10 protein-coding genes are annotated in these 13,078 nt (G+C 35.0%); all 10 read left to right on the top strand.

All coding sequences use genetic code 11. The features are described 5' to 3' along the window. Window positions 1–35: 35 nt before the first annotated feature. The 10 genes from NiCM35_RS22685 (at window position 36) to NiCM35_RS22640 (ending at window position 12,861) form a co-directional block, all read left to right on the top strand. Window positions 36–980 (top strand): carbohydrate ABC transporter permease, encoded by a 945-nt coding sequence (locus NiCM35_RS22685; RefSeq protein WP_095333147.1) that lies wholly within the window; start codon window positions 36–38, stop codon window positions 978–980. A 13-nt stretch (window positions 981–993) separates the two neighbouring features. Beyond that, the gene (locus tag NiCM35_RS22680) at window positions 994–1,827 is read left to right on the top strand and encodes a carbohydrate ABC transporter permease (RefSeq protein WP_095333145.1); all 834 of its coding nucleotides are present in this window, start codon (window positions 994–996) and stop codon (window positions 1,825–1,827) included. Window positions 1,828–1,842: 15 nt separating this feature from the next. Further along, window positions 1,843–3,684, top strand: coding sequence for a heparinase II/III domain-containing protein (locus NiCM35_RS22675; protein WP_095333143.1), 1,842 nt, complete (start codon window positions 1,843–1,845; stop codon window positions 3,682–3,684). Between the two features lie 11 nt (window positions 3,685–3,695). Beyond that, window positions 3,696–4,010: an L-rhamnose mutarotase gene (gene rhaM, locus NiCM35_RS22670; RefSeq protein WP_047941597.1), complete on the top strand. Its 315-nt coding sequence runs from the start codon at window positions 3,696–3,698 to the stop codon at window positions 4,008–4,010. A gap of 30 nt (window positions 4,011–4,040) precedes the next feature. Then, window positions 4,041–4,697, top strand: a complete 657-nt coding sequence (locus NiCM35_RS22665; protein ID WP_095333141.1) for a YesL family protein — start codon at window positions 4,041–4,043, stop codon at window positions 4,695–4,697. A gap of 160 nt (window positions 4,698–4,857) precedes the next feature. Continuing rightward, window positions 4,858–6,201, top strand: a complete 1,344-nt coding sequence (locus tag NiCM35_RS22660) for an ABC transporter substrate-binding protein (protein ID WP_095333139.1) — start codon at window positions 4,858–4,860, stop codon at window positions 6,199–6,201. Window positions 6,202–6,228: 27 nt separating this feature from the next. After that, the gene (locus NiCM35_RS22655) at window positions 6,229–8,046 is read left to right on the top strand and encodes a cache domain-containing sensor histidine kinase (protein WP_163188241.1); all 1,818 of its coding nucleotides are present in this window, start codon (window positions 6,229–6,231) and stop codon (window positions 8,044–8,046) included. Continuing rightward, on the top strand, window positions 8,039–9,640 hold the full coding sequence (locus tag NiCM35_RS22650; RefSeq protein ID WP_123259657.1) for a response regulator: 1,602 nt from the start codon (window positions 8,039–8,041) through the stop codon (window positions 9,638–9,640). The genes NiCM35_RS22655 and NiCM35_RS22650 overlap by 8 nt, the downstream gene beginning before the upstream one ends. Window positions 9,641–9,847: 207 nt before the next feature. Then, a complete protein-coding gene (locus tag NiCM35_RS22645) occupies window positions 9,848–10,987 on the top strand; it encodes a glycoside hydrolase family 88 protein (protein ID WP_095333133.1) in 1,140 nt (379 codons plus the stop codon). Window positions 10,988–11,028: 41 nt separating this feature from the next. Next, on the top strand, window positions 11,029–12,861 hold the full coding sequence (locus NiCM35_RS22640) for a DUF2264 domain-containing protein (protein ID WP_433780792.1): 1,833 nt from the start codon (window positions 11,029–11,031) through the stop codon (window positions 12,859–12,861). Window positions 12,862–13,078: the final 217 nt, after the last annotated feature.

Genomic DNA, 13,078 nt, shown 5'->3' with positions numbered 1-13,078 from the left:
TAATGAAAGAAAATAAGATGATAGAGGTGAGTAACATGAGTGCTAGTACAGAGGTTAAGACTGCGGATATAGTAAAGCCAACTAAGAAAAAGCGGCAAAGTAAACATGTGAAAAATGAAAATTGGGCAGGGATTGCGTTTGTTTCACCAATGTTAATTGGTGTTTCCATCCTTGTCTTACTGCCAATTGTTGCAACCTTCATTTTAAGTCTTTCTGATTGGAGTTTTATTACTAATATTTCGCAATTGAAATGGGTAGGACTACAAAATTTTATAGATTTATTTCAAGATAAGATATTTATACGCTCTTTAATGAACAATGCTATTTTTATGTTAACGGTACCAATTTGTATGGTTATTTCTTTGTTTCTAGCAATTGCAATCGATCGAAATGTTTATTTTAAGAGTTATTTTAAAGTAGCATTTTTTATGCCGTATATCTCAAGTGTGGTGGCAATTGCAGTAGTATGGCAAGTATTGTTTCACCCATCTTTAGGTCCGATTAATCAATTTCTTATGTCACTCGGCATTGATAATCCTCCCAAATGGATTGCAGATCCAAGCTTTGCATTAGTTTCCATTATGTTTATACAAATTTGGATTTCGATTGGTTTTAATATGATCATTTATTTAGCTGCACTGCAGTCCATCCCACGAGATCTATATGAAGCCGCTGATATTGATGGGGCAAGCGCATGGGTGAAATTTAAAAACATTACGTTACCGATGGTTTCACCGACTACTTTCTTCTTGTTGATTACTGGTATTATTTCAACCTTTAAAGTATTTGATTTAATCTCTGTTTTAACAAAAGGAGGACCAATGCACGCAACAAGCATGATTGTATGGAACCTATACGATACTGCTTTTGTTAATTTAGATATAGGTCACGCTTCTGCAATGGCCGTTATTTTATTCTTTATTGTTTTTGCTATTACGCTTATTCAATGGTTAGGACAGAAAAAATGGGTGAATTATTAAGGAGGGTTTGCGGATGCTTAAATCACTATCCATAAATAAAGCGATAATGACAATCGTCATGTTAATGATAAGTATTATGTTTCTTCTTCCGTTTGTATGGATGCTTTCGACATCCTTTAAGATAGAAGCAGACGTTTTTAAATTTCCTATACAGTGGATTCCAGAAAGATGGAATGGTTTCAACAATTATAAAGAAGTCTGGTTTGGGGAAAATCCATTCTACATTTATTATTGGAATACCATTAAGGTGACAGTATTTACTACTGCTATTTCGGTAACTGTTTCTGCGCTGGCAGCCTATGGATTTTCAAAAGTGAATTTTCGGTTAGGTAATTTCTTGTTTTTAATCGTTTTAGCTACTTATATGGTACCTGCACAGGCAATTTTAGTACCACAATTTATTATTTACCGCAAAATTGGGCTGTTTGATAGTCATTTAGGGTTAATCTTATTAGGAAGCTTTAGTGTGCTAGGTACTTTTATGCTTAGACAATTTTTTATGGGAGTTTCGAATGAGCTTGTTGAAGCTGCAAAAATCGATGGAGCCGGACACTGGAAGATTTTCTGGCGAGTTGTACTTCCAATTGTAAAGCCAGCCATAGCGACCTATGCCATCCTTCGATTTATTTGGACATGGAATGATTATCAAAACCCATTAATCTTCCTTCGTTCTGATCATTTATTGACGATACAGCTTGCAATGCAGAAGTTTACGACAATCAATGGCGAATTTTACTCTCTAATTATGGCTGCGGCAGTCTCAGCTATTTTACCGCTCGTAATCGTATTTATTATTGGGCAAAAACAAGTAATTGAAGGGATAGCATTAGGTGGAGTAAAAGGCTAAAAGGAGGCGTGAATATTGACTTTCGAAGAGTTGCTGGAGAAGCTAGATGGGAAATATTCTCTGTTTTTTCCAAATGCTGAAGCAAAAAAAGCATGGTGGAAATCCATTCAACATAATCCTGATTATGCTGATATCCTAAAACAAGTAAGTGAGACACTAGAGCAGCTTCAACAACAAAAAATAAATAATGACGAACTGCCGTATTCGTTGTTTCAGTTATTTGAAACAACAGGTACTCGAATAGAATATGAAACAGCATATTTTCAGAAAAGAAGAAAATTGAATACCTATGCAATCATGGTACTTCTTGAACCAGAAAAGGAGGAATTTCGTAAAGTACTGCAAGATATTATTTGGTCTATCTGTAATGAATTCTCATGGTGTTTACCTGCCCATCTAATAAATAGTCCCGAAACTGACTGTGGTCAATTATATTCACTTACAGAAAAACAAGATACTACTTATACAATCGACTTATTTTCTGCTGAAACAGCTTTTGCCTTAAGTGAAATATATACGCTCACAAAAGAATACTTAGATCCATTGATAGGGAAAAGAATTTATGAAGAGGTGTATAATCGGACGTTTATTCCCTTTCTCGAAGGAAATTTCAAATGGGAAACAGAAACCCATAATTGGGCCGCTGTTTGTGGGGGTTCTATCGGTTCAGCTGCCATCCATTTAATCCAAGATTCCACAGAACTTGCGCTTATTTTAGAAAAAGTTCTCCCTGTAATGGAAAGTTATTTAAGTGGTTTTGCAGAAGACGGAATATGTATGGAAGGATATTTATATTGGCAATATGGATTTGGTTTTTATTCCTATTTTGCCGACCTATTGAATCAGAGATCGGATGGAACGATTAATTTATTTATGCAGAAAAAAGTTCACCAAGTTGCCCTTTTTCAACAACGATCATTTTTAGAGGGAGATTTAGTGGTGAATTTTTCTGATGCACCCCCTAAAGCAAAAGTACTTATAGGGATGAGTCATTTCTTAGTAAATCAGTATGAGGACGTTATCGTTCCAGAACTTCCATTATATGCGCGATATCAAGATGATCATTGTAGCAGATGGGCACCAGCCATCCGCGCGTTATTATGGTTTGATTCGTCGTTATCACCAAGCAAATGGGAAGAAGGAACGTTTATTTCTGAGGACTCCCAGTGGTTAATCTCTAGAGTTCAATCAAATGCAGGGTCTTTTGCTTTTGCAGCTAAAGGGGGAAGCAATAATGAGCCACATAATCATAATGATATCGGACATTTTATCCTTCAAGCCAATAAGACAACTTTGCTGCAGGATTTGGGAAGTGGCTTATATACGAAGGACTATTTCAATGAGAATAGATACACTTATTTATGTAATAGTTCGAAAGGCCATTCCGTCCCTATTATCAATCATTCTTACCAAGAAGCAGGAAAAGCCAGTTATGCTCGGTTAGTCACTGCCAATTCTGATAGAAAGAGAGATTTGTTTGAATTGGAAATGACAAAAGCTTATAGAGATCCATCTCTATTAAATGTCTCGCGGAAATTCACTTGGATTAAAACAGAGTTTCCAAAATTAATCGTGGAAGACATTTTTAAGTTTTCTGAAGAGCCAAAATCCATCATTGAACGCTTTATATTGCCCAATGTTTCGGTTGAAAGATGTGATGGTGGAATAAGTATCAAAGGAGAATCTTGCATCCATATTTATTTTGATTCCAATTACTATGAGGTAAGTATACAAAGAGATTCGTTTGTTAACCATTTTAATAAAGGAGAAGAAGTGCTATTACTTGATCTCTCTCTTAAGAAATTAAGCAGGAATTTTCGTGTATATCTAGAATTTGAATTTAGTTCTGAAAAATAGGAGGAGATACAATGAAAAGATTAGCATCGATTATGTTTATTAAACCTGGATATGAAAACGAATATAAAAAGAGGCATGACGAGCTTTGGCCAGAAATGGAAGAGGCGCTGAAGCAACATGGCGCTTCCAATTATTCCATTTATCTTCATCATGAATCCCAAGTGTTATTTGCTTATTTAGAAGTAGAGGACGAGGCGGCATATGATGCGATATCCCAAACGGCAATATGCAGAAAATGGTGGAAGTATATGGCGCCAATTATGGAGACGAATGAAGATTATAGTCCTGTGTCACATAAGTTGGAGGAAGTGTTTCATTTAGATTAAGTTATATAGGATGAGATGGGGGATTGATTTATGAAAGCAGAAATTGGGGGATGGTCTGGAAAGGTTTATGATGTCTGTCAATGGATTACGAGATTAGCTTATATTAATTTACTTTGGCTTATTTTCAGTGCAATGGGCCTCTTTATTGGGGGCCTTTTCCCTTCTACTGTAGCAATGGTGACTATTATTCGTAAATGGCTTCAAAAGGAAACAGATATTCCAGTATTGCGTACATATTGGCAGACATTTAAGCAAGAATTCCGTAAAGCAAATAAAGTAGGAGCAGTTGTGTTTGCTTTTATCGCGTTCCTTTATATCGATTGGAGAATTATTGCGTCGATACAAGGATCAATAAATGTTGGGTTAATAGGAATGTTAGTTGGGGGAGTGTTTCTTTTCTTATTGACGTTACTCTATCTGTTTCCTGTATATGTTCATTATGAATTGAAGCTTTTTCAATATTTTAAAGTAGCCTTTCTGCTTGCATGTACTCATCCACTCCATACGTTGTCCATGATCATCGGTGTCTTTACGATGCTGTTTTTAGGCGTAGTATTTTCAGGTGCTGGTTTGCTTTTTATAGGTAGTGGACTTGCTACTATTCTATTATATTTCTCTAATCCGATTTTTATGAAGATGGCTGAAATAAGAATAACTAAATTACAGGAAGGGAAGTTTCAAAGTTAAAAGAGAGAAGCAGACAATTATATTCCTCCTAATACTGTTAAAATTAAAAGTAAAAATTGTTGCAGGATAAGTAAAATTATTTTTATTAGTAAGATGGGAACTTCTGTTAATCTATTCCTGTAAGGGTTTACATGATATAATACGTAGGGGGAATAAACAGATGCAAAGAAAATCTTGGAAGCTATCAATTTTTGTTTTAATTCTTACTTTAGTCATGACGGCATGTAGTAGTGGAGCATCAGAAAAAGCTTCTGGCAATGAAGATGGAAAAGTAACAATTAAATTCCACACTCACGGTAATGAAGCATCTTATAACTGGAAAAAGACAATTGCAGCTTTTGAAGAGGCAAATCCAGATATAAATGTGGATTTAGTCATCTTAAGTGAAAAGGGAGATACACAAGAGGCAATTAAAAAGCTAGATTTAGCTGCTGCTTCTGGTGAACAGCTAGATGTACTAATGTTTAGTGATACAGCAAGCTATGCACAGCGTGTGAGTATGGGAATGGTGGCTCCCATTGATGAATTTATTGAAAAAGAGGGCTACACCGTCACGGATGAATATAAAGTAGATACCAAAATTGGTGATAAATATTATGCTTTACCAGGTAAATTTAATCCATGGTATGTTTTATTAAATAAAGATCATTTAGATAAAGCAGGCTTAGAAGTTCCGACAGATTGGACATGGGATGAATTTCAAACATATGCGAAAGAATTAACAACAGATGATCATTATGGAACATTTTTCTTTGGTCCGCAAAATGGTGGATGGTTAGAGTTTATGAAACTAGCATTAGCTAGTGAAGCAGAAAATACAGAATTTATTAAAGAAGATGGAAGCTCCAATATTGAAAATCCGCTCTTTAAGAAGACGCTGGAAATACGCTATCAAATGGAAAAAGTCGACAAATCCGCTGTCCCTTATACCGATATCATGTCTCAAAAACTTCATTATCGAAATCAATTTTTTAACCAGGATGCTAGTACAGTACTAATTGGCAGCTGGATGAATACAGAATTGGGGGGAACGGACCAATTCCCATTGGAGTTTAACGTCGCAGTTGCTCCTTATCCAAAGAACACGAGTGACGCAGAAGGCGGGTATACTCCGGTAACTACTGACTTTATGGCAGTCGCAAATAACTCAGAACATAAAGAAGAAGCCTATAAATTTATTCGTTGGTATACAACGGAAGGACAAATTTTACAAGGAAAAAATATTCCATCTTGGAATAATGTAAGTAATGATCAATTTGGAGAAATAATTGATAATATATTAACTGGTACGCTAAACCCAGAAAAGGTGGACAAAGAATCTTTAACGAATGTTCTTTCAAATGCGAAATCTTCTAAACTAGTATCACCAGTATCTTATCAGGCTGAAATTTACAAAGTAGTGAATGAAGAATATGAAAAATTAATTTTTGATGAACAAGATGTCGATGAAACGATAAAGGTAACAAATGAAAGGGTACAAGAATTAATCGATAGCAATAAATAAAAAAACAAGATGAGGGGAGGAAACATATTGCTTATTTGGTTAAAAAATATGTGGACTCCCCGTTCTTTTCGTTATAAGGTCATTTTAATTTCTATCATCAGCTTGATTATTCCAGCAGTTATCTCGCTTTTAATTTATAATTATATGACAAAAAATACAGTGAAGGAACAGGCGCTTTCTAATGCGAATAGAGAGCTGAATATTGCAAGTGAATATATAGAAAAGCTATTTAGCGATATGCTTTATGTTGCTAATTTCGTGCAGCTTGATCCGAAAATGAATACGGTTTTAAAAGGACTAGCGAAAAGTGATGCAGACAAGGATGGGTATGATCAATATCTATTGGAAAATGAAATAAACCGCACCATTGAGAATATCACACTAGTTGGAGAGAAATCCTATGTCACCATATTATTAAAAAATGGAAAATACTTCACAAATTATAATGTTGCTGAATTTGATCCAAGAGATTTATTTAAAGAAAAGTGGTATGAAGACATCGAAGAAGCTGTTGGATATGAATCTACTTGGATTGAATCTCAGCCAACGATTTTTGAATTGGAAAAAAAGAATAATCCTTATCAAATTTCAATTGTCCGCACCTTAAGGGATGAGGGCATCCAAATTTACGGATATGTGGTTGTTACCATAATGGAAAATAAACTAAGCGAAGTATTTACTAAAATGGATGGATATAATGATGTCATGATGCTTAATCCATCTGGTAAAATCCTGTCACATAGTGATGACGAGAAAATAGGAACCGTTTTCACCTATCGGTCTAATTTATTCAATCGAGATGGATCAGAAGTTTTGAAAATGAAAGATAAGGAGTACATCGTCACCGAACATACCCTGTCTTTTTCGAATTGGAAATTAGTGTCATTTGTTCCTTATGAACAATCGATAAATAAATTAAATGGGATATTTCAGAAAGTATTTCTTATTCAAGTACTATCATTTATGCTTTTCTTGCTTTTACTTACCTATTCAATGAAAACAATTACGAAACCGCTCGAATATTTAGCAAAACTAGCTGATAAAGTTCAGGCAGGGAATTTGATTGTCCGTTCAAAAATTAAAGGGAAAGATGAAATAGGAAGGCTAAGTAAATCAATTAATCTGATGCTAGATCATATTAATACAAAAATTGAAGAAATAACGGAAACAGAGGCTAGGAAAAGAAAAGCAGAATTTGCCATGCTACAAGCGCAAATAAATCCTCACTTTTTGTTTAATGTATTAAATTCCATTCGCATGAAGGTAATGATAAGAGGAGACAAAGAAAGTGCCAATATGATCACATCTCTTACAAAATTACTGCGCATAACTATTGATAAAAATAAAGAAATAATCACATTTTTAGAGGAGATAGAAATTCTTTTCGATTTTGTTCACATTATGAATATGAGACAAAATCGAAAAGTTTCCTTAGAGATGGATATCGATCCAGATGCTTATCCATTTGAAATTCCAAGGTTTATTCTCCAGCCTATTATTGAAAACTCGATTATTCATGGATTTAATCAGTCTGATGGATTAATCTTAATCCATGCAGTGATAGTAAATGAGATGTTAATCATTACGATTGAAGATAACGGTTTAGGAATGAACAAAGAGGATTTAGAACAATTAAAGAAAAAAACTTTTCAGGCCGCATCACTGGAGAATCCGAAAAGAAAGCAGCAAGTGAAAGGATTCTCGTCGTTAGGCTTAGCCAATGTCTATGAAAGATTATCGATTACCTTTGGACCAGCTTTTAATATGGATATTATAAGCGAACTTGGAAATGGCACAAAAGTCATTTTGAATCTCCCAATGAAAGGTGGAAAAAAGAATGTATAAAGTGATGCTTGTAGATGATGACTATCCTGTATTAGAGCTATTGACGAAAACAATTGACTGGAAAAGCCTCGGCTTTGAAGTGATGAGTACCCATGAAAATGGAGTAAGTGCCTTAAAAAAAGCAGAAGAAACAATGCCTGATGTGCTAATTTCTGATATTGGCATGCCTAAGATGAATGGAATTGAATTAACAAGAAAAATGAAGTCGATCAATGAAAGCTTGCAAGTGGCGTTGTTATCCTGTCATACAGAATTTAATTATGCCCGAGAAGCACTTAAGTTACAGGTCAGCGATTATTTAGTAAAGGATACATTTGAACTAGAAGAGCTATATGAATTACTTGAGAAATTTAAAATACAACTTGACACTATGCTAAATAATAAACAAAAAGAACAAAAATTACAGCATATTCTTCATAAAAACATCGAAAAAGAAAAGACGGCATTCATAAAAAGATTAATAAATAATGGCTATTATAAAAAGGAAGCTGAATGGGAAAGTGACCGAAAAAAATTTGGCTTATTAGCGGACAAAGGATATATTGTAACACTGTTATCAATCCATCATCATCCTTTAGATTTATTTCCAGAAGAAACCTTATATTTTGCAGTTTCTAATATTGTGGGAGAATTATTAGGAAGACTAAATCCTTTAGCCGTTCATTTTCTTAATCATTCCAATAAGGTTTTTATCTTTTTTCCAAGAGACTTAGGATATCAGAGGAACGCTTTATCGAATGCAAAAGAAACGTTGAAAATGATTCAGCTCTCGATTGACAAAGGCTTAAATATGCACAGTTCATCCATTATTGGTGAAACATCTGAAAGCTTATTAGACTATCAAAACACAGTCAACAGATTGTTAAATAATCATCAGCAGCTGTTTTATATGCTCCCAAGAACAGTGTCATCTATAAAGGAGTGTGTAAAGAATACGGAGGAACTATTCGCTAAGTATGATGAAGCAGCGACAGAAATGAGAATGATTGTTCTGAATAAAAAGGTGGAGCGAATAAGTAATTTCATCCATAAATGGACGATATATATAATGGAAAACCAATTTCCACCAGAGATAGTAAAGGATTGGTTTTGGAAATTATTATTGGATTTAAATGTGAAATTACAAGCGCTGCAATACTTTTCAGGCGAATACTCCTTTGAATCCAAACATAAAGAGATTTTTTTGATGGAGTATATGTATCAATTAAAGGACTGGCTTAAGCACTATTTTGAGAAAATCATTCATTATCATGAAACGATTGATCAGACGAAAAGAAGAGAGATTATTGAAGCCTTTAAATTTGTTGCGATGAATCTAGAACGAAAAATCACATTAGATGAAATCTCTAGTTATTTATTCTTAAATCCTAGTTACTTTAGTAGATTGTTTAAAAAGGAAGTAGGAGAAACATTTGTGGAATATGTAACACGGATGAAAATTAATCGTGCAAAGGAGCTGTTAGAACAAACAGATGAATCGGTTGGGAAAATTTGCGAACGATTGGGCTATGATAATCAAAGCTATTTTATAAAATTATTTAAAACATACGCTGGTATAACTCCGATGGAATATAGAAGCGGAAAAGTTGGTTAAGAAGGCATAGCCATATTTCCAAAAAGGCAATACGAGTAAAATTATTTGGAAAAGTAGTAAAAATAATGCCTTGTTGAGGGAATATAGACTCCATATAATGAGAGTATCGTTACTTTTTAGAAAGAAAGGCTGGACATTTTCTAAAAAAATGAAAGCCTTTTCTTTTTTATGCGTGTCAGAAATCAAATAGAAGGGTAGGATGATTATATGAGTAAAAAGGAGCAATGGGTGGCTGAAGCGTGGGAGTTTGTCGTAGAGAAAACGGCACGGAATAATGAAACGATTGGTGCTAATTTTCCCCATGCCAGTATAGATAAGAAGTATGTATTAGAAAGTCCGGAATGGTGGACAGCTGGTTTTTGGCCAGGGGTTTTATGGCAAGTATATCAAGATAATAAAATGGAAGCTCTTAGAAAAACAGCAGAACAGTGTGAAGAAAAACTGGATTATTTATTGTCAGATTCAGAGAAATTAGATCATGACATGGGATTTATGTGGACGTTGACAAGTCTAGCAAACTATAAACTTACGGGCAATAAAGAATCAAGAAGAAGAGGATTATTAGCAGCCAATTTATTATTAGGAAGATTTAATGCCCAAGGTAATTATATTCGTGCTTGGAATGCATGGTCGAAGAAGGATGATAATCGCGGTGTCGCAATCATTGACTGTATGATGAACCTTCCGCTGCTATACTGGGCTTCAGCAGAAACGGGAGATCCACGGTTTAAAATAGCTGCAGAAAAGCATGCAGAAACAGTCTTAAGACATTTTATTAGACCAGATGGTTCCGTACATCATATTGTTGTTTTTAATCCAGAAACTGGAGAAGTAGTAGATAAGCTTGGTGGTCAAGGCTATGCACCAGATAGCGCATGGTCAAGGGGAACTGCTTGGGCTTTGTATGGTCTGACATTATCCTACTTACATACTAATAATAGCGCATTTTTACATGCCGCAAAATCAGTTTCCCACTTTTTTCTATCTAATCTTCGTTCTAATGAATGTCCTGTTTGGGATTTTCGCATACCTGAAGATGGCGAAACCAAATACCATTATCCTGATTCATCAGCAGGTTCCATTGCAGCCTGTGGCTTACTCCTGCTTGGAACACTTGTAGCCGACTTTGAAAAGCCTGTTTATCAGGAAGCAGGCGCAACTTTATTAAAAACCTTATATATAACTTGTGCTACTGATGCAGATAAAGAAGAGGAAGGCTTATTAGGACACGGAACAAGTCATTTTCCAGAGCAAAAAAATGTTGATGTCCCACTAATTTATGGAGATTATTATTTTGTTGAGGGATTAAATATATTGCGACAAAAGGGAGTATTATTCTGGCAGTAAGATGGAAAGGGCAAGAAAATTTCCTTTAGGAGATGGATCGGTTGAATCAATATAATGTGAAAGTAAAAAAGAACCCATTAAGAACAAGAGAGGATTTAGAACGTGCTTTATATGACTTATACGAACCCTTATTTATGTTGGGGAATGAACAGAAGGCAGGTTTATTGAATCTAGGTACAAATGGCTCAGTATATGGGCAAAAAACAAGAGAATTAGAAGCGTTTTTACGTCCATTTTGGGGCTGGGGGCCATTATTTTCTGTAACACCTAATAAATATCCAGCAATAAAACGACAATTAGTAAAAGGAATTATAGAGGGAACAACGCCAACAAGTGATTCTTACTGGGGGATTACCGGAGAGTATGATCAACGGTTTGTTGAAATGGCAGCACTTTCTTGTACGCTTATTCACTGTAAGGCTGATTTCTGGGATATTCTATCAACAGTGCAAAAGGAAAATTTAGCTAATTGGCTATATCAAATCAATGAAAATACAATCCCGAATAATAACTGGTTATTTTTCCGCGTATTAGTAAACGTAGCATTAAAAAAATGCGGTAGAAGTTATAGTTTAGAAAAATTAGAAGCGGATCTTCAACAATTAGATCAGTATTATTTAAAAAATGGTTGGTATTTTGATGGATATAAGAATCAAATTGATTATTATATTCCTTTTGCCATGCATTATTACGGATTAATTTATGCAAAAGTAATGGAGGATGAAGATCCAGAAAGGGCAGCGATTTATAAGGAGAGGGCTATTCAGTTTGCTCAAGATTTTAAAGAATGGTTTTCTTCAGATGGATCTTCTATTCCATTTGGCAGAAGTTTAACCTATCGATTTGCACAATCCTCCTTTTGGGCTGCATTGGCATTTGCAGATGTTGAAGCATTGCCTTGGGGACAAATTAAAAGATTAGTATTAAATAATTTACGGTATTGGTTTAAGCAGTCGATTTTTTCTCCAGAAGGACTTTTAACGATTGGCTATGGTTACCAAAACTTAAATATGGCAGAAGGCTATAATGCTCCAGGTTCTCCTTATTGGTCCTTAAAGACATTCCTGCTGTTAGCTCTTCCAGAGAGTCATCCTTTTTGGCAGGCAGAGGAAGAACCAGTTAAGTTCCTAGAGAAAAGTGTGCAAAAAAGTCCGAGGATGATCATTTGCCATGATTCTGAAGGAAAAGAAGTGCAAGCATTTACTTCTGGACAGCATTCTCATGAACACGCCCATGCAGACGCAAAATATGAAAAATTTGTGTATTCCACCACCTTTGGTTTTAGTGTGCCTAAAGGTAATGTTTTATTAAAGCAAGGAGCATTTGATAATTGCCTGGCACTGTCTGAATGTGATAATCGCTATAGAAGTCGTAGTGGCTGTGAGTCATATGAAATCCATGATGATTATATCGTATCTACATGGAAGCCTTGGCAGGATGTAACAATTGATACGTATCTAATTCCCTTAACCCCTTGGCATGTTCGCATTCATCGCATTCATACAAATAGAGAGATAGAGACAGCGGAAGGTGGATTTTCTGCACCTGCGACTGAAGGGGCTGCCTATGTAATCAAAGATGAAAATAGTCTTTTTTACCCATCAGAGGTAGGAACAACAGGGATTATGGACATCTTTGGAAAACGGAAAACAGAATTAAAAATACCTGAGCCTAATACCAATTTACTCTATTCCAAAACCGTATTGCCGACGTTAACGTCGCGTTTAGCACCTGGAAGGCATTTATTGGTTTCAAGTATTCTCGGAACAGACCGAGGAGTAGAGGAGATTTCTTTTCAGCCTATTGTTAGTCTAGAACAAGAGTCTGTCACCATTCAGTATAGAAATAGAAAATATAAGATAGAGATAAAATAAGAGGTTATGAGCATTCTATTTAAAGTTAAACTCGAACAATTACGCGAAAGGAAATTTTCGTATGGCTGTTCGGGTTTTTTCTTTGCGAGATATTTCTATGAAAATAGAGGAATTTCAAAAGAATTATCGAAAATAAATATGATTTCTAAAAGAATAGGTTTATGCTCTAAAGATATGGGTATATAATACTATATAATTTAAAAATTCTATAAGATAA

Source organism: Niallia sp. M35 (genome assembly GCF_050971705.1).
GTDB classification, from domain to species: Bacteria; Bacillota; Bacilli; order Bacillales; family Cytobacillaceae; genus Niallia; species Niallia circulans_A.
Note: the sequence above shows the minus strand (reverse complement) of the source record. Positions and strands in the feature narration are given on the sequence as shown.